Source organism: Pseudomonas asplenii (assembly GCF_001293465.1).
GTDB lineage: Bacteria > Pseudomonadota > Gammaproteobacteria > Pseudomonadales > Pseudomonadaceae > Aquipseudomonas > Aquipseudomonas fuscovaginae_B.
The window spans coordinates 139,216-155,856 of record NZ_JSYZ01000018.1 but is presented as its reverse complement, the minus strand read 5'-3'; the positions used below and the strand labels follow the sequence as shown (position 1 = coordinate 155,856).

Genomic DNA, 16,641 nt, shown 5'->3' with positions numbered 1-16,641 from the left:
GAGCGCAAACCTGGTGAACGCCACAAGTCCCGATGGGGCCAGCGAAGGCGGTCTTGAATGCGCCAGAAGCTTCGCGGGCAACCGAGCGTCGGCCGGCCGCTCCTACCACACGGGTGTAACCCTCTGGGTGTCGGCGGTCCGGTTCATCCGCGAAGCGTTTAGCGATTCAGGCCGTTACTGGAAATCAGCAGGCCTGTGGCATCTCCCCGTTCGCCAACCGCTGGTTGATCTGCGCAATCACCTGCGGCAACTCGTTGATGGTGTCGATCAGGTAGTGGGGGCGGGAGCCTTCGAACAAGCCATGGATGCGCTGGCGCTCGGCCGCCAGGCTGGCGCTGTCCAGTGCCTGGTAGGCCTCGTAGTCCAGCCCCAGGGCGTTGCCGGAGCAGACCAGGGCCACCGTCCACATGCCCGCGCGGCGGCCTTCGAGAATGCCCGGAACCGTATCGTCCACCTTCACGCAAGCGGCGACGTCATCGATGCCCAGGGCAATCACGTTCGCCAATGCCTGGGCCGGCCAGGGGCGGCCGTTGGGCACTTCATCGGTGGCCACCACATGGTCGGCCACATAGCCCTTGCTGGCCGCCAGCTCGACCACCTTGGCCATCACCTGGGCCGGGTAGCCGGAACACGAACCGATCCTCAGCCCCTGTCGGCGCAGTTCGGCGATGGTCTCGAGTGCGCCGGGAATCAGCGCCGAATGCTCGGCGATCTTTTCGATCTGCAAGGGCATGAAGCGCTGGTAGATCTGCGTCACATCCACATCCCTGGGCGTACGGCCGAACACCTTGCGGTAGCGCTCGGCGATCTGTGGCTGGTTGCACAGGGTGCGGATGTGATCCCACTTGCCCATGCCCATCGGTCCGCGCGCCTCGTCGATGGAGACCTGCACGTCGAACTCGGCGAAGGCTTCGACGAAGATCTGGGTGGGGGCGAACGAGCCGAAGTCGACGACGGTGCCGGCCCAGTCGAGGATGGCCGCTTGCAGCCGGGTTGGTCGGGTGTAGTTCATGGTGGTTGCCTCAAGCACGGAAGTGGCTGTTCAGGGTGGGCGTGGCAACGCCCGGCACGCGCAAGGTCGCCACGCCCATCTCGTGCAGGGCCTCGCCGATGGCCTGGACCGCGGCCTGCAGGTGGTGGCGGGTGATGTCGCCAATGCAGCCGACGCGGAAGGTGTCGACCTCGGTCAGCTTGCCCGGATAAAGGATGAAGCCCTTGGCCTTGACCCGCTCATAAAGCGCCTTGAACTCATAGTGCGGGTCCTGTGGTGCATGCACGGTGACGATGATCGGTGCCTGGATCGCTTCCGGCAGGAAACTGCGCAGGCCGAGCTTGCCGAGTTCCTCGAGCAGCACCTGGCAGTTGTCGGCATAGCGTCGCAGGCGCGCCGGCTGGCCGCCCTGCTCGGCATATTGCTGCAAGGCCTCATGCAGGGCGGCGACCACATGGGTCGGCGGCGTGAAGCGCCACTGGCCGGTGCGTGCCAGGTAGGTCTGCTGGTCATGCAGATCCAGCGCCAGCGAATGCGAGTTGCCACCGGCCTCGGCCAGGCTGGCCTTGTGGGCCAATACGAAGCCCATGCCCGGCACGCCTTCCAGGCATTTGCCGGAGGCGGCGATCAGGGCATCGAACGGCACCAGCCGGGCGTCGATGGGCAAGGCGCCGAAGGAACTCATGGCGTCGATGATCAGGCGTTTGGCATGGCGGGCGACGACCTCGGCGATCGGCTCCAGCGGGTTGAGGATGCCGGTGCCGGTTTCGCAGTGGATCAGCGCGACATGGGTGATCGCCGGGTCGGCGAGCAGTCGCTGTTCGACCTCGGCCGCGTCGCTCGGCTGGTCCTCGGCGCTTTCGAGGGTGCAGAAGGCCCGGCCCAGCACCGAGCAGATGCTCGCCAGGCGCTTGCCGTAGGCGCCATTGACCAGCACCAGCACTTTGCCGTCGCGGGGCACCAGGGTACCGATGGCGGCCTCCACGGCAAAGGTCCCGCTGCCCTGTAACGGCACGCAGTGATGGCTGTCGGCAGCGTTGACAATGGCCAGCAGGCGTTCGCAGACGCTGGCGGTCAGCCGGTTGAAGCGCTCGTCCCACGAGCCCCAGTCCAGCAACAGCGCCTGGCGGGTACGGGCCGAGGTGGTGAGCGGGCCGGGAGTCAGCAGGAGGGGGGCGGTACTCATGGGGATTTCCTTGCAGCGCTGATCATTGACGGGATACACGGCATACGTTGCGGTTTGCCTTGTCATCAATCAAATTGTTTGTTGTTATGCGAGCTATCAGTGAGGCCGATGACAATGAACCTGTTCCAACTCCGTGCATTCGATGCCGTGGCCCGCGAGGGCAGTTTTACCCGTGCCGCCGCCCGGCTGTTCATCAGCCAGCCGGCGGTCACCGGGCATATCAAGGCCCTGGAGGAGCATTACCAGGTCACGTTGCTGCGCCGGACGGCACGGCGGGTGGAGTTGACGGAGCAGGGCACCCGGCTGGCGGCGATCACCCGGGCAATGTTCGGCCTGGCCGAAGAGGCGCGGGTCATGCTCGAAGCCAACCGCCAGTTGCTGACCGGGCGCCTGGAGGTCGCGGCGGATGGCCCGCACCTGGTGATGCCGATGCTCGCCCGGCTGCGCGAGCGTTATCCGGGGGTCACCGTCAACCTGCGGCTGGGCAATGCCCAGGAAACCCTGGCGGCGTTGCTCGCCGAACATGCCGATGTCGCGGTGCTGACCGAAGTCGAGCCGCGCAAGGGCCTGCATCTGCAGGCCTTGAACGAATCGCGGATCTGTGTGCTGGTGCCGGCCGGTCATCCCTGGCAGGACGAACCCGAGGGTATCGCGCTGCAACGCCTGGACCAGATGATCATGGTGCTGCGCGAACCTTCGTCGATCACCCGGCGGACCTTCGACCAGGCGTGTGGCCTGGCCGGGGTGCATCCGCGGGTGCTGCTGGAGCTGGACAGTCGTGAAGCGGTGACCGAAGCGGTGGCCGCCGACCTGGGGCTGGGGATCGTTTCCTCGCTGGAGGTCAGCCACGACCCGAGGGTCAGGGCCGTGCCGCTGATCGGCGACGGCCTGCGCAACCGGCACATGGTCGGTTGCCTGGAGCGGCGTACCGAGTTGCGCCTGATCCAGGCGTTTCTCGGGCTGCTGGCGTGATCCCCGGTTCGACTCTTCAGTCCGGTGCCGAGGGCCTGATCAGCCATTCGTAGACGCTGTTCAGTTCTGCCCCACAACTGCCGGAGAGGCTGTTCAGGCTTGCCTGGAGAAACGCCCGGCGCTGCGCGGGGCTCCAGTGCTGGCGCAGGTATTCGTGCACGGCCAGGCACTGGCCGGGGTAGAGCAGCCAGAGCTGTTCCGGCGTGTCGGCCAGTTCCAGTGCCAGCCGATGTCGCTGGCAAGGGCTCAGCATGGCCATGCCGCGGGCATCGCTGCTGCCTTCGAGCAGGATGTCTTCGCGGTTCAGGCGTGCCAGTTCCCCGAGCCCGGGCCGCGGCATGCGCACGATGTACCAGACGCTGTTGCCCAGGCAGGTGCCGGGCTGCCGTGGCTGTTCGTAGAGGTAGATTTCCCCGGGCATTTCGTCCTCGCTCCGCGGTTCGGGCGGCGCCTGGAGTTTCGGCTGCCGATCGCTCAGGAAACCGCAGATCACCAACTGTTCGGGGTCGTGGTCGACACACCCGATCAGCACCTGGCTGCCTACCATCGGGGCCCTGCCTTCGGCGACCCCGAGAGGAATCCAGCAGCCGGGAGCGGCGTCCGGCGCGTGCAGGGCATCCTGCAACTGCACATGCAGCCGTCCCTGGGCATCGGGCCGGGCCGACTGTCCCGCGGGGCCGAGGACGGTTCCCAACTGGTAGCCCCGTGGTTGCAGGCGGGGCTGGCGCAGAGGCGGGCGGAAGGGGGTGGCCCAGGGGATCGCCCGAAAGTGGTTGCGATAGCCAGGGGGGCCGAGGCCTGCGTCGTGTGGGAGGGTCTGGGGCAGCTCGCCGTCGACGTGTTGTTCACCCCAGTGCCGGACTTCGGTGATCAGCCACTGGTCGTTGAATGCCTGGCGGGGATGGTTGCCCAGATGGCGCACATCGGCGCTGTGCAGTTCGCCCAGGTCGCTGCTGCCCTGGATCAGTCGGCTGTCACAGCGCAGGCGTTCCAGGGCGCGACGGCTGCATTGCCGTTCGTGGCGCTGCCGTGGATCGCCGGGCGTCGAGTGCAGGCCGTAGGGCCCGGCCTGGTTGGCTGCGCCATGAGGGTCCGATGGCCCGTGGCAGACCGGGGACGGCCAGGGCGAGCAGCCGCTCCCGGGCGATCGCCGGCTGTCGAGCGGACGAGGCATCGCATGCCGCTCATGCAACCGGTGGACCGCCGGCTGGCCATTGAACGGCGTTTCGCTGTAGCGCAGCAGGCCCGGCCGTTCGGGGAAGGCCTGGGGATCCTCGGCGAAGACCACGACATGCTGCCGGGGGCTGTGCTCGAAGTGATAGTGGATACCTTCTTCCTCGCAGAGCCGGTTCAGCCACTGCAGGTCGTCCTGCTCATGCTGCTGGCAATACGGGCGGGGCGGGTAGGTCCCCTGGCCGAGTTCGAGGCGATAGTCGACGGGTTTCAGGCCATGGCTGTCGAGCAGTCGCGCGAGGATCTCGGGGACACTCAGGTCATGGAACACCCGACGCCTGGCGCTGTTTTCGAGCAACGCCAGGCGTGGCCCCAGCACCACCTGGTAGTGGCAGCGGCTGGCGCTGAGGTAGCAACTGCCGATTTCATGGATCAGCCCATGGATACCTGCCCCTGGCTGGCCGAAACCGAGGAACGCCGGTTGATGCAGCAAGGTCTGCAGGTCCCGCTCGGGGTCATCGCCCAGCAGCTCGATGTCGAAGCGATAGGGCTGGTTCAGGGCTTCGTGCCCACTGAAGCGAATCACCTGCAGAGGGGCGGGAAGGGAAGCGACTACCAGTGAGATCTGTCGTGCCTTGTCCTGAGCCATTTCATCTCTTTTTGTCGGGGACGTTGTGGCAGAGGGTACGAAATGACGGAGATATCGGGACCCAGCAAAACAGCTTTTGGGAAATTGCCTACGATCATCTGCGCAGAGTCGTAGCGATTGTCAGGTTTTGGTCGATCCGTGACTTTTTGCCGTATAAACTGCGCGCAAAGCGTCGGCCAATAAATGTCACGACGCCATTGATCGAGAGAGTGAGTAATGGGCGCACAGTGGAAGGTTAAACACAAAGAGGCGGCAGCCAACGCCAAGGGCAAGCTGTTCGGCAAGCTGGTCAAGGAAATCACCATCGCTGCGCGCAATGGTGCGGACGTTGCCACCAACGCGCACCTGCGCCTGGTGGTCGAGCAGGCGAAGAAGGCCTCGATGCCTCGCGACACCCTGGAGCGCGCCATCAAGAAAGGTTCCGGCCAACTGGGCGAAACCGTGCAGTACCACCGTGTGACCTATGAAGGGTTTGCTCCGCACCAGGTGCCGCTGATCGTCGAGTGCGTCACCGACAACGTTAACCGCACCGTGGCGGAAATCCGCGTGGCGTTCCGCAAGGGCCAACTGGGTGCTTCCGGTTCGGTGTCCTGGGATTTCAACCACGTCGGCCTGATCGAGGCTTCGCCGGACAGCCCGGACGCCGATCCGGAAGTGGCGGCCATCGAAGCCGGCGCCCAGGATTTCGAGCCGGGTGAAGACGGCGCGACCCTGTTCATCACCGAGACCACCGACCTCGACGCGGTGCAGAAGGCCTTGCCGGAGCAGGGTTTCACCGTGCTGTCGGCGAAGCTGGGCTACCAGCCGAAGAACCCGGTCAGCGGCCTGAGCGACGAGCAGATGGCTGAAGTCGAAGCCTTCCTCGAAGGCCTGGACAACCATGACGACGTGCAGGACATGTTCGTCGGCCTGGCGGGCTGATTCCTGTTGCGGCCCGTTCGCGGATAAATCCTGCTCCCACCCTGTATCGCGGTGACCACAAATCTTGTGGACGCCGCAAAGCTTGTGGGAGCAGGATTTATCCGCGCCAGGGGCCCGCACTACTTAGAGCTGCGCGCAAATCTCTTCGAAACCCGGCCGCGCCAAGACATCCGGCTGAATGCAACGCTCTTGCAGACCCTGCAGTGATTCCAACACTCCAGATTCGAAATCCCCGTCGACCCGTTCCAGCAATTCCCCCAGCAGAATCCCGAACGCCCGCACCTCGATCCGCTGCAACGCACGGCTTTCCAGGCTATCGGTCGGCGAATGGAACGACGCTGCGCCAAAATCCCCCAGCAGGCAATCGCCGTCGCTGTTGTAGAGGATGTTGTGTCCATACAGGTCGCCATGGCACAGCCCCAGGCGATGCAGGTGTGCACCCACCGAGGCTATGCCGCGCGCCATGCGCAGCGCCTGCGCGGGACTGAAGCGGGTGTCGTCGCGATACACGTCGCGGCTGCATGAGTCGAGGCTGGGCAGGGCGGCGAGGTTGGCGAACCGTGGATCGATCAGTTCCATCACCAGCCCGGCCTGCTCATCGGGATGACCGCTGATGCGGCCTTCGACCCGGATCAGGTTGGGGTGCAGGCCGGCGGCGATACAGGCGTTCATTTCATTCAGGGGCGAGCCGTCGCTGGTCATGCTGCCCTTGTACAGCTTGACCGCCACCGCCTTGGCCGCAGCCGAAGGACGGTTCCACAGGGCCTGGCTGATCACCCCCGAGGCGCCTTCGCCCAGCCGCTGTTCGAGCTGCAGTTGCGCCCAGTCGATATTCGGCGTGGTATCACCGGCCAGTACCTCGCCGGTGTGGTCGAGGCGCGGATTGCCGGCATAGGCGATCCAGGCCAGGCTCGGCAGGGTCAGCAGCCATGGCGGCAACTCGTCCAGCTGGTTGGCGGCGATCCGGATCAGTTCCAGGTTGTGGCAGTCGGCCAGGGTGGCCGGCAGTTGTCGCAGCCGGTTGCCGGCGAGCATGAGCTTCTGCAACCGAGGGCGGCGTCCCAGCTCGTCGGGCAGTTCGGCGATGCGGTTGTCGGTCAGGATCAGCCAGCGCAGCAACGGCGGCAACGCCGCCGCCGGCACGTGTTCGATCCGGTTGGCCTTGAACGCGACCATGCTCAGTTGGGCGCATTGGCCCAGGCAACCGGGCAGTTCAGTGAACAGGTTGTCGGAACAGAACAGGATACGCAGGTGCGGCAGGCGATGCAGGTCGTCCGGCAGGCTGCTCAGGCGGTTGCCGCTCAGGTTGAGAATTTCCAGGGAGTCGGCCAGCTGGAAGATCTCCCGGGGAAACTCGGTCAGCCCGCAGGACAGGTCGAGTCGCCGGATACCGGCCAATTGGCCGGCGCGCAGTTGATCAAGGGTGTGCATGAGCGGGCGTTCCGTACGGGTCACGATCATCGAAAAAGGCCGCCATCATAGCCGTCCGGGCGCGACCTTGCTCGTTGTCGCGCTCAGGGGCCGACTTCCACCAGTTGCCCCAGTCGGCTGCGGGTGCGCGCCAGGTCGATGGCGTTGCCACCCAGGCTGTCGCGCAGGGGCCGGGCGCCGATCAGTTGCAGGCGCTTGTCCTGGTCGTAGAGCACGTCGATCAGGTTGATGAAGCGTTGCTGGCTGGCGATCGGGCAGTCTTCCAGGCTGGGCAGTTCGTCGATGATCCAGTTGTCGAAACGTCGGCACAGTTCCAGATAGTCCATCACCGCTGTCGGCTCTTCGCACAGGTCGGCAAACTCGAAGCGCACGCAGCGGTCGTGGGTCTGGCGCACCTTGAGTTGCCGCGCACCGACCGTCAGCGGGCTGGCCGGCACACCCCGTTCCGGCAAGCACAAAGCCTGGCGCTGCTCGGCGCTGCCGGGCCAGATGTACTGGCCATGGGTGAACTGCTGCTGCGTGTGGCTGCGCGACTGGCTGCGATAGTCGTGGGGGCCGCCAACCTCCATCACCTCCATGCGTGCGTTGATCAGGTCGATGACCGGCTTGAACCGCGCGTGATAGAGCGGATTGGGCAGCAGCCCCTCGGGCGGGTAATTGGACGTCACCACCAGCAGCACCTGGCGTTGGAACAGGGCCTTGAACAGCCGGGTGATCAGCATGGCGTCGCCGATGTCATGGACATGGAACTCGTCGAAGCACAGCAGTCGGCAGTCGACGAGCAGGTCATCCAGGGTGGCGCCCAGGGCATCCGGGTTTTCGCGATGGCTGAACATGCCCTGGTGCAGGCGGGCGAAGAAATCATGGAAGTGCAGCCGCTGTTTCTCGGCGACCGGCACTGCCTGGAAAAAACCGTCCAGCAGCCAACTCTTGCCCCGGCCAACGGCACCGTGCAGGTACAGGCTGCGCAACTGCGAGGGGGCCCCCTGTAGCAGGGTCGTGGCCTGTTGCGCCATGCGTTCGATGACCCGCTGCTGGCTGTGGCTCAGGGTATAGCCCTGGTGGCTGGCCTTGCGCCGGAAGTATTCATGGACATCGTGGTGTGGCTTGGCAACGCCAGCCTTGCCCGACGCCGTCTTGCCGAAGAGACGGCGCAGTGCCGGCCAGCGTGATTTGCTGCCTGGGCGGTGAGGGGGTGTGGCGGCCAACGGAGAAAGTCCCCTTGCGTGAAGATTCCGAGCGTTGCGGTGCTGGTCTCCCGGGCAACGCTGCAACTTGGGTGGTGCAGTGCCATGTTGCCGGGGACTGCCGCGATTCTACCAATAGAAAATGAGGCGGCCAGCAATCTCTAAAGGGAATGGCTGCCGGGGCGACGAATGCCCTGTGCCGGCGCGCGCGAAAAACAGCGCCGGCATATGGCTATCTCGTTTGTTCTGCACGTTACGCGGTGAACGCGGGGCCCGGCACGATATTGCCCGCCCCGGCATCCCCGACCTGCCGGGGCGGCATCGGCGGGCCCCGACGATTCTAGCGTTCGATGCTGCGGTTCCAGCGGGCGTTCCACTCCGGACGCAGCAGGTTGACCTGATCCCAGTCGATCGCCACGGCGGTTTCCAGGTACTGCTTCATCGCCTCGACCTGGCCACGGGTGCGCTCGCTGGTCGGGGTATTGGGGTTGGACGGGATCTGGTCGCCATCCTCCAGCGCCGCCGCCTGGGCCTCGGGCGTCAGCAGGAACTCGGCGAGCTTCTGCGCCAGCTCCGGCTGGTTGTTGTTGGCAATCGCACATTCGGCGACGTTCAGCACCACCGCGCCTTCCTTGGGCTGCGCGTACTCCACCGGGATGCCCTTGAGCTTGAGCGCGGTGACCTGGGTCGGCGTCAGCGGGAACAGCGCGGCCTCGTCGGTCTGGACCATCTCCGACAGCTTGGCCGAGCTGGGAATGTACTCCAGCACGTTGCGCCCCACGCTCGTCGGCCAGGCCTTGAAGCCCGGGTCGACATTGGTCTCGTTGCCGCCCTGGAGCCGGTTGAACATCAGGAAACCGTGCAGGCCGAACGTCGAGGAGGACATCGACTGGAACACCAGCTTGTCCTTGTATCTGCTGTCGGCCATGTCCATCCACGAGGTGGGGGCGGCCCAGCCCTTTGCCTTGAACAGGCGGGTGTTGTAGGCCAGCCCCGTCACGCCCAGGCTGACCGCCACCGCTTCGTCCTTGATCCGGCCCTTGGCCGGAATCTGCGCCAGGGTCGGGTTGTCCTGCAGCTTGCTGCACAGGCCCATGGAGATCGCCCGGTACATGATCCCGTCATCGAGAAAGATCACGTGCAGTTGCGGGTTGTCCTTGCTCGCCTGGACCTTGGCGAGGATGTCGGCGGAGGTGCCGGGCACGATCACCACCTTGACGTTGTTGGCCTTTTCGAAGGGCGGCAGTACCTTGTCGGCGTACAGCCGTTCCATGGTCCCGCCGTTCATGCCCAGGTATAGCGTCGGCTCCGCCTGGGCCGGCGTGGCGAGGAGCAGGGCGGCGAGCGGCAGGCAGGACAAACCGATCAGGGCATTACGTGGGGCATGGTTCATGGCGCGATCTTCCTCTGGGTTCTGACGGCCCGCTCAAGCGGCGGGAATGGCGTGGAAACGGTGGATGGAAAAGGCCTCGATCGGCGTCGAGGACTGGCCCTGGCAGACCAGTTCGGCGAGCACTTCGCCCACCGCCGGGCCGATCTGGAAGCCCGCCCCGGCAAAACCGAAGGCGTGCAGCAGACCGGGCTGGGTCGAACTCGGGCCGATCACCGGCTGGCGATCGGGCAGGTAGCCCTCGGTGCCGCTCCAGGTGCGGATCGCCTGGGCACCTTCGAGAAACGGGTAGAGTTCGACGGCCTGGCGGAGTATTTCCAGGACCGCCTGCTGGCCCGGTCGGGCCCGGGCGCTGTCGAGGGCAAAACCCTGGCCGCCGCCCAGCACGCAGTTGCCGCGGCTGACCTGGCGGGCATAGATGCCGCCACCCTCGACGCCGGTGCTGGCATCCATCACCAGCGGCAACGGTTCGGTCACCAGCATGGCCGGGTGGCCGGCGTGAATCGGCACCGGCTCGCCAAACTGCGCGGCGAGGCTGCCGGCCCAGGCGCCGGCGCAGTTGAGCAGCCAGGCGCAGCGGATTTCCTGGCCATGGCCGGTGTGCAGGATAAAGCGCCGGCCATCGTGTTCGACCCGGCTGACCTCGCTCTGCTCCAGCACGGTCGCCCCGAGCTGGCGTGCGGCCCGGGCGAAGGCCGGCGACACCAGGCGCGGGTTGGCGTGACCGTCGTCGGGGCAGAACGAGGCGCCCTCGGCGATCTGCCCGACCCAGGGAAAACGCCGATGCAGTTGCGCACGATCGAGTATCTGCAGGTCGAGGCCGAAACCCTGGCTGCTGTCGGCGTAGGCCTGCAGGGCGGCCAGGTCGGCCGTGCTGCGGGCCAGCTTGAGATGGCCGGAGCGCTGGTATTCGCCATCGATGCCGATCAGTTCGGGCAGGCGGCTCCAGATCTCGTGGGCGCGCTGGGACAAGGGCAACTGCGACAGCGGGCGGCCCTGGCGACGTACCCCGCCATAGTTCACGCCGCTGGAATGACTGCCGCAGAAATCCCGCTCCAGCAGGGCCACGCTGCGCCCCTGGCGCCTGAGCGCCAGCGCGGCCGAGGAACCGACGATACCACCGCCCAGGATGGCCACCTCGACTTCGATCATGGCGCCACCTCCAGCCCGAACGGCAGTGGCTTGATCGGTGCCTGGGCCCGCAGACGGCCGATGGCCTCCAGGGGCCGGCCGCTCTCGCAGGCAATGATCTCCGCCGCCGCCGCACCGCAGATGCGGCCCTGGCAGCGGCCCATGCCGACCCGGCAGTGGGCCTTGACCCGGTTGATCTCCCAGTGCCCTTCGCGAACCACCGTGCGCACCTCGCCGACCCGCACTTCCTCGCAGCGGCAGAGCATCAGCTCGTCCGGCGCCTGGCGGGCCCAGTGTTCGGGAAAGGGGAAGGCATTCTCCAGGCCTGTACGGAACTGGCCGATGCGTTCCAGGCGGTTTTCCAGGTCGGCGGTACGGTCGGGGTCGACGCTGTAGCCCTGGTCTTCCAGCAGTGCCAGGGCGGCCCGTTCGCCGGCGATTTCCGCGGCGTCGGCGCCCATGATGCCGGCACCGTCGCCAGCCAGGTAGATCCCGGCCACGCTGCTGCGCCCGGCGAGGTCGCGTTCCGGCAGCCAACTGCGGTTCAGGGGGTTCCAACTGAACTGGCACCCCAGCAGGTCGGCCAGTTGGGTTTCGCTGCGCAGGCCATGGGCGAAGGCCACGGCGTCGCAGTCGAGGGCGTGCGACTGCTCGCCCTGGCGCCAGCTCAGCCCGCCTACCCGCTGTTCGCCATCGATCCGTTGCAGTTGCGCGGCCTGGTGCACGGCAATGCCGTGGGCGCTCAGCCAGCTCCGGTAGTACAGGCCCTTGGCGAGGGTCAGTGGTTGCCTGAGCAGCCCCGGCAGGGCCTGGCATTGTGCGGCGAAGGGTGAGCTGTCGAGCACCGCGACGACCTTCGCCCCGGCCTTGGCGTATTGATAGGCCACCAGGTAGAGCAGGGGGCCGCTGCCGGCGAAGACCACCCGTTCGCCGATGGCGCAGCCCTGGAATTTCAGGGCGATCTGCGCCGCGCCCAGGCTGTAGACGCCCGGCAAGGTCCAGCCGGGTGCCGGCAGCACGCGGTCGGTGGCACCGGTGGCAACGATCACCGCCGCGTATTCGAGGTGTTCGGCGCGGCCTTGGTGCAGCGTGTCGAGACCGCCGTGTTCGGCGTTCCACACCAGGGTGTCGGGGCGATAGTCGAGCTGTTCGCGCAGCTCATCGAGGGCCTGGTGGATGGCTTCGGCCTTGCCGGCCTCGAAGCCATACAGTTGTGCGGGCGAACGGCGGAAGTTTTCCGGCTGGCGCCGGTAGATCTGCCCGCCACCCCGTGGCGATTCATCCAGCAGAATCGGTCGCAGGCCATGTTCGACCAGGGTCTGGGCGGCGCGAATCCCGGCCGGACCGGCACCGACGATCAGCACGGGTTTCATGCTTTCGACCTCCCTTCGCGATTCACCTGTTGCCCGGCTTCGAGCATCGTCGAGCAGGCGCGGACCCGGCGCCCATCGGCCAGCCTGACCCAGCAGTCCTGGCAGGCGCCCATCAGGCAGAAGCCGGCCCGGGGTTCGCCGCCGAAGTCGCTGTGGCGCAGGTGCTCGCCGGCGGTGAGCAGCGCGGTCAGCAGGGTATCGCCCTGCAGGCCGCGGGCCGGCTGGCCGTCGAGGGTGAAGTCCAGGGCCGGGCGTTGTGCCTCGGCCAGTCGTTTCAGCAGCGCCATAGCGGCCTCATTGTTTGCCTACCAGGACCCGATCGAGGCCGTAGACCCGGTCGAGCAGAATCATCGTCAATGCCGTGAGCGCGATCACCAGGGCCGACACCGCCGCCATCATCGGGTCGATGGATTCGGTGGCGTACACGTACATGCGCACCGGCAGGGTCTGGGTCGCAGGGGAGGTGACGAAGATCGACAGGGTCACCTCGTCGAAACTGTTGATGAACGCCAGCAGCCAGCCGCCGGCGACGCCGGGCAGGATCATCGGCAGGGTGATCTGGCGAAACAGCGTGAAGCGCCCGGCACCGAGGGATTCGGCGGCCTGCTCGGCGCTGCGGTCCAGGCCGATGGCGGCGGCCAGCACCAGGCGCAGCACATAGGGGGTGATCACCAGCACGTGGGCCAGGATCAGCCAGCTGAAGCTGCCATTGACCCCCATCAGGGCGAACAGCCGCAGCAGCGCCACGCCGAGCACCAGGTGCGGAATGATGATCGGCGAGAGCAACAGGCCATTGAGAAAGTCCCGCCCGGGGAACTGATGACGGGTCATCGCCAGGGCGGCCGGCACCGCGATCACCGTCGCCAGGCTGGCGGCGCTGAAGGCCAGCAGCAGGCTGTTGTAGAACGCCTGGACGAAGTCCGCACGCTCGAACACGGCGCGGAACCAGCGCAGGGAAAAATCCGTGGTTGGCAGGCTCAGGGTGTTTTCCGGGGTGAAGGCCACCAGGCACACCACCACCAGCGGAGCGAGCATGAACACCACGATCAGGCTGTGGAACAGCAGGGCCAACGGGCCGTTTCTGGACATTTACGCGGCCCCCAGGGATTTCTTGTAGCGACGTTCGATCATGCGGTTCCACGACAGCATGATCAGCAGGTTGAGCAGCAGCAGCGTCACCGCGATCGCCGCGCCCATCGGCCAGTTGAGTTCCGACAGGTACTGGTCGTAGACCAGCGTCGCGACCATCTTCAGCCGACGTCCGCCGAGCAGGCCGGGAATCGCGAAGGAGCTGGCGGACAGGCCGAACACGATCAGCGTGCCGGACAGCACGCCGGGCATGACCTGCGGCAGCACCACCAGGCGCATCACCTTGGCGTGGCTGGCGCCGAGGGACAGCGCGGCCTGTTCGGCGGACGGGTCGAGCTTCTGCAACGAGGTCCAGACCGGGATGATCATGAACGGCAGCATCACATGGACCAGCGCGATCACCACCGCGAACGGCGTGTAGAGCAGCTTCATCGGGGCCAGGCCAATGGCCTGCAGGCTCTGGTTGACCAGGCCGTCGGCGCCCAGCAGCAGGCTCCAGCCGAAGGCCCGCACCACCACCGAGATCAGCAGTGGCGTGAGGATCAGGATCAGGAAGATCGAGCGCCACGGACGGCCCATGCGGCTGAGGATGTAGGCTTCGGGGACGCCGATCAGCACGCAGAGCAGGGTGGTCAGGCCGCTGATCCAGAAGGTGCGCAGGAAGATCTCGTAGAAGTAGGGATCGCTGAACAGCGCGCCGTAGTGCTCCAGGGTGTAGGCGTCGCTGCGCACGCCGCTCTGGTAGTCGAAGACGTTGAGCGACAGCACGGCGGTCAATCCCAGCGGCAGAACCAGCAGGCCGACATACAGGGCCAGGGCCGGTGCCGACAGCAGGTAGCCATGCCGGCCCTGGCGCATCCGCGCCAGCAGGCTCATGCCGACACCTCGTCGGTGTCCAGGACCCGCAGCAGTTCGCCGGGCCAATCCAGGCCGACCGGGCCGCCTTCCTCCAGGGGGGGCGAGCCGTCGTTGCGGCGAACCACGCTGAGCTCGCCCAGGGCGGTCTCGACCCGGTACAGCCACTGGCTGCCAAGGAAAAAGCGCGTGCGGATCCGCCCCTGCAGGCGTCCGCAGCCGGCGGCCAGCAGGTCGATCTTTTCCGGCCGCAGGCTGAGGGTCAGCGTGCCTTCTCCGGATAGTTGCCGGACCTGCGGACAGCCGCTGGCGTCACGGTCGCCCGGCAACAGGTTGGCCTTGCCGACGAAGCCGGAGATGAAGCGGGTACGCGGGTGTTCATAGAGGCGGTAGGGCTCGTCGACCTGGGTGATACGGCCGGCCTGCATCACCACCACGCGGTCGCTGATCGACAGCGCCTCGGCCTGATCGTGGGTGACCATCAGGGTGGTGATACCGACCTCGCGCTGGATACGGCGAATCTCGAACTGCATTTCCTCGCGCAGGTTGGCGTCGAGGTTCGACAGGGGTTCGTCGAGCAACAGCACCGGCGGTTCGATCACCAGTGCGCGGGCCAGGGCGACGCGCTGGCGTTGGCCGCCGGACAACTCGCGGGGGTAGCGTTCGGCATGCCGGTGAAGGCGCACCAGTTGCAGCACCGTCGCCACTCGCCGTTGCACGTCGGCGGCCGCTACCTTGCGCATGCGCAGGCCGAAGGCGACGTTGTCCTGGACGGTCATGTGGGGAAACAGCGCATAGCTCTGGAACACCACGCCCAGGCCGCGGCTGCTGGGCTTGGCATGGGTGATGTCGCGGTCGTCGAGCAGGATCCGCCCGGCGCTGACCTCGACGAAGCCGGCGACCATCTGCAAGGTCGTGGTCTTGCCGCAACCGGAGGGGCCCAGCAGCGAGACGAACTCGCCCTTTTCCACCGCCAGGTTGGTGGCGACCACCGCTTCGAGGGCGCCATAGCGCTTGCAAACGCCTTCAAGTCGTAGAAAGGCCATAACTGCGTTCCACCTTTGGTTGGTGTGCGCGGCGAGGCGCACGTTTCTTGTCATGGGCAGAGACGAAAGGGCATTGCGTGGGTGCGTGGTGCTCGACGTCTGTCGGCTACCGATGTTGTTCGAATCGCCCCTTGTGGACGCAGAGTAGGACGAAGCCTAGGATGTGGGAAAGAGTGAATTTCACTGAAAGAATGACTATTTTCAGTTTCATTCATTCAGTAGATTTTTAGGTGAGAAATATCCATATGAATTCCACTGATCGGAATGAAAAATCGAATGAAGTCGGAGTCGGTGCGGTCTCCCGACTGTTTGCGGTGTTGCGCAGCCTGGGTGACTCGCCGGAAGAGGGCGAGCGGGTCACGCAACTGGCCGAACGCATCGGCCTGTCCCAGCCGACCACCCATCGGCTGCTGCGCAGCCTGATGGACGAGGGCATGGTCGAGCAGGACGCGCGCAGCAAGCGCTATCGCCTGAGCCTGGAGTTCTTTGCCCTGGCGGCCCGTGCCGGGCGCAGTGGCAACCTGCGCGAACTGGTGCGCCCGGCGCTGTTGCGGCTGTCCGCTTCGCTCGGCGATTCGCTGTTCCTGCTGGCGCGCAGCGGTTTCGATGCGATCTGCCTGGATCGCAGCGAGGGGCCGTTCCCGATCCGTACCTTCACCGGCGACATCGGTGGCCGGGTGGCCCTGGGCGTGGGGCAGGGCAGCCTGGCGATCCTGGCGTTCCTGCCGGAAGACGAGCGGGAAACGGTGATCCGCTACAACCTGCCGCGGCTGCGGGATTTTCACCTGTACGACGAAGTGTTCCTGCGCTCGGAAGTCGAGAGCGTGCGCAAGCTCGGCTATGCCGGGCGCAACACCGGTGTCTTGCAGGGCATGGCGGGGGTGGCGGTGCCGATTCTCGATCGCGATGGGCGGGCGGTCGCGGCGTTGAGCGTGGCGACCATCAGCGACCGTCTCGGGCCGGACCGTTTGCCGACGGTGGTGGAGCTGCTCAAGCGCGAGGCGGCGGCGATCGGACCGCGGATCAATCCGTTCGACCCGCTGTTGCGCAGGCCTTCGCAGATTTTCGGTACCCCGGAATAGCGGCTTCCGCTGGTTTCTGTGCTGACTTCAAGAGCGTTTCGCGGCGGTCCGACGCATCGGTGAATCCGGCTCCCACAAGTGCTTGCGCCGTGCATGAATCCTGCGAAAGACGCTGGCCCTGTGGGAGCAGGATTTATCCGCGAACGGTTCACCCCGGAGCACGAC

Annotated in this window: 15 protein-coding genes; 3 read left to right on the top strand and 12 right to left on the bottom strand. The window is 66.1% G+C overall.

Features of this window, described 5'->3' with window-relative positions; genetic code table 11:
* Positions 1 to 184: 184 nt before the first annotated feature.
* Together phnX and PF66_RS22345 are read right to left on the bottom strand one after the other, a co-directional pair.
* On the bottom strand, positions 185 to 1,012 hold the full coding sequence (phnX, locus tag PF66_RS22350; protein ID WP_054057396.1) for a phosphonoacetaldehyde hydrolase: 828 nt from the start codon (positions 1,010 to 1,012) through the stop codon (positions 185 to 187).
* A 10-nt stretch (positions 1,013 to 1,022) separates the two neighbouring features.
* Complete coding sequence (locus PF66_RS22345) at positions 1,023 to 2,177, bottom strand: 2-aminoethylphosphonate--pyruvate transaminase (RefSeq protein ID WP_054063861.1); 1,155 nt, start codon at positions 2,175 to 2,177, stop codon at positions 1,023 to 1,025.
* Between the two features lie 114 nt (positions 2,178 to 2,291).
* Between PF66_RS22345 and PF66_RS22340 the strand changes: the two genes are divergently transcribed.
* On the top strand, positions 2,292 to 3,149 hold the full coding sequence (locus PF66_RS22340; RefSeq protein ID WP_054063860.1) for a LysR substrate-binding domain-containing protein: 858 nt from the start codon (positions 2,292 to 2,294) through the stop codon (positions 3,147 to 3,149).
* 16 nt (positions 3,150 to 3,165) lie between these two features.
* Here the strand turns inward: PF66_RS22340 and PF66_RS22335 are convergent, their stop codons facing one another.
* On the bottom strand, positions 3,166 to 4,971 hold the full coding sequence (locus tag PF66_RS22335; protein ID WP_054063859.1) for a type VI secretion system Vgr family protein: 1,806 nt from the start codon (positions 4,969 to 4,971) through the stop codon (positions 3,166 to 3,168).
* Positions 4,972 to 5,187: 216 nt separating this feature from the next.
* Here PF66_RS22335 and PF66_RS22330 point away from each other — a divergent pair, with 216 nt between their 5' ends.
* Positions 5,188 to 5,892, top strand: coding sequence for a YebC/PmpR family DNA-binding transcriptional regulator (locus PF66_RS22330; protein WP_054057399.1), 705 nt, complete (start codon positions 5,188 to 5,190; stop codon positions 5,890 to 5,892).
* 123 nt (positions 5,893 to 6,015) lie between these two features.
* Here the strand turns inward: PF66_RS22330 and PF66_RS22325 are convergent, their stop codons facing one another.
* The 9 genes from PF66_RS22325 to PF66_RS22285 all read right to left on the bottom strand — a co-directional run bounded on the left by PF66_RS22325 (position 6,016) and on the right by PF66_RS22285 (position 15,394).
* Positions 6,016 to 7,323: a leucine-rich repeat-containing protein kinase family protein gene (locus PF66_RS22325; RefSeq protein WP_054063946.1), complete on the bottom strand. Its 1,308-nt coding sequence runs from the start codon at positions 7,321 to 7,323 to the stop codon at positions 6,016 to 6,018.
* A gap of 83 nt (positions 7,324 to 7,406) precedes the next feature.
* Positions 7,407 to 8,531 (bottom strand): cell division protein ZapE, encoded by a 1,125-nt coding sequence (gene zapE / locus PF66_RS22320; RefSeq protein WP_054063858.1) that lies wholly within the window; start codon positions 8,529 to 8,531, stop codon positions 7,407 to 7,409.
* A 319-nt stretch (positions 8,532 to 8,850) separates the two neighbouring features.
* Positions 8,851 to 9,903 carry an ABC transporter substrate-binding protein gene (locus PF66_RS22315; protein ID WP_054057401.1) on the bottom strand — a complete coding sequence of 351 codons (1,053 nt, stop codon included), beginning with the start codon at positions 9,901 to 9,903 and terminating at the stop codon, positions 8,851 to 8,853.
* Positions 9,904 to 9,936: 33 nt separating this feature from the next.
* Positions 9,937 to 11,052: an NAD(P)/FAD-dependent oxidoreductase gene (locus PF66_RS22310; RefSeq protein ID WP_054063857.1), complete on the bottom strand. Its 1,116-nt coding sequence runs from the start codon at positions 11,050 to 11,052 to the stop codon at positions 9,937 to 9,939.
* Positions 11,049 to 12,404: an NAD(P)/FAD-dependent oxidoreductase gene (locus PF66_RS22305; protein ID WP_054063856.1), complete on the bottom strand. Its 1,356-nt coding sequence runs from the start codon at positions 12,402 to 12,404 to the stop codon at positions 11,049 to 11,051. Before PF66_RS22305 ends, PF66_RS22310 begins: the two co-directional genes overlap by 4 nt.
* Positions 12,401 to 12,691 (bottom strand): (2Fe-2S)-binding protein, encoded by a 291-nt coding sequence (locus PF66_RS22300; protein ID WP_054063855.1) that lies wholly within the window; start codon positions 12,689 to 12,691, stop codon positions 12,401 to 12,403. Before PF66_RS22300 ends, PF66_RS22305 begins: the two co-directional genes overlap by 4 nt.
* 7 nt (positions 12,692 to 12,698) lie before the next feature.
* Positions 12,699 to 13,493, bottom strand: a complete 795-nt coding sequence (locus PF66_RS22295) for an ABC transporter permease (protein ID WP_054063854.1) — start codon at positions 13,491 to 13,493, stop codon at positions 12,699 to 12,701.
* The gene (locus tag PF66_RS22290) at positions 13,494 to 14,369 is read right to left on the bottom strand and encodes an ABC transporter permease (protein WP_054061316.1); all 876 of its coding nucleotides are present in this window, start codon (positions 14,367 to 14,369) and stop codon (positions 13,494 to 13,496) included. It abuts the gene before it with no gap.
* The gene (locus tag PF66_RS22285; protein WP_054063853.1) at positions 14,366 to 15,394 is read right to left on the bottom strand and encodes an ABC transporter ATP-binding protein; all 1,029 of its coding nucleotides are present in this window, start codon (positions 15,392 to 15,394) and stop codon (positions 14,366 to 14,368) included. The genes PF66_RS22290 and PF66_RS22285 overlap by 4 nt, the downstream gene beginning before the upstream one ends.
* 245 nt (positions 15,395 to 15,639) lie before the next feature.
* Here PF66_RS22285 and PF66_RS22280 point away from each other — a divergent pair, with 245 nt between their 5' ends.
* Positions 15,640 to 16,476, top strand: coding sequence for an IclR family transcriptional regulator (locus tag PF66_RS22280; RefSeq protein ID WP_054061314.1), 837 nt, complete (start codon positions 15,640 to 15,642; stop codon positions 16,474 to 16,476).
* Positions 16,477 to 16,641: the final 165 nt, after the last annotated feature.

Bases quoted from the DNA above. Each gene is read 5' to 3' on its own strand.
- PF66_RS22340 (WP_054063860.1), top strand. From the start codon at position 2,292: ATGAACCTGTTCCAACTCCGTGCATTCGATGCCGTGGCCCGCGAGGGC.
- PF66_RS22280 (WP_054061314.1), top strand. From the start codon at position 15,640: ATGAATTCCACTGATCGGAATGAAAAATCGAATGAAGTCGGAGTCGGT.
- PF66_RS22290 (WP_054061316.1), bottom strand. From the start codon at position 14,369: ATGAGCCTGCTGGCGCGGATGCGCCAGGGCCGGCATGGCTACCTGCTG.
- PF66_RS22300 (WP_054063855.1), bottom strand. From the start codon at position 12,691: ATGGCGCTGCTGAAACGACTGGCCGAGGCACAACGCCCGGCCCTGGAC.
- PF66_RS22305 (WP_054063856.1), bottom strand. From the start codon at position 12,404: ATGAAACCCGTGCTGATCGTCGGTGCCGGTCCGGCCGGGATTCGCGCC.
- PF66_RS22310 (WP_054063857.1), bottom strand. From the start codon at position 11,052: ATGATCGAAGTCGAGGTGGCCATCCTGGGCGGTGGTATCGTCGGTTCC.
- PF66_RS22285 (WP_054063853.1), bottom strand. From the start codon at position 15,394: ATGGCCTTTCTACGACTTGAAGGCGTTTGCAAGCGCTATGGCGCCCTC.
- PF66_RS22325 (WP_054063946.1), bottom strand. From the start codon at position 7,323: ATGCACACCCTTGATCAACTGCGCGCCGGCCAATTGGCCGGTATCCGG.
- PF66_RS22335 (WP_054063859.1), bottom strand. From the start codon at position 4,971: ATGGCTCAGGACAAGGCACGACAGATCTCACTGGTAGTCGCTTCCCTT.
- PF66_RS22315 (WP_054057401.1), bottom strand. From the start codon at position 9,903: ATGAACCATGCCCCACGTAATGCCCTGATCGGTTTGTCCTGCCTGCCG.
- phnX (WP_054057396.1), bottom strand. From the start codon at position 1,012: ATGAACTACACCCGACCAACCCGGCTGCAAGCGGCCATCCTCGACTGG.
- PF66_RS22345 (WP_054063861.1), bottom strand. From the start codon at position 2,177: ATGAGTACCGCCCCCCTCCTGCTGACTCCCGGCCCGCTCACCACCTCG.
- PF66_RS22295 (WP_054063854.1), bottom strand. From the start codon at position 13,493: ATGTCCAGAAACGGCCCGTTGGCCCTGCTGTTCCACAGCCTGATCGTG.
- PF66_RS22330 (WP_054057399.1), top strand. From the start codon at position 5,188: ATGGGCGCACAGTGGAAGGTTAAACACAAAGAGGCGGCAGCCAACGCC.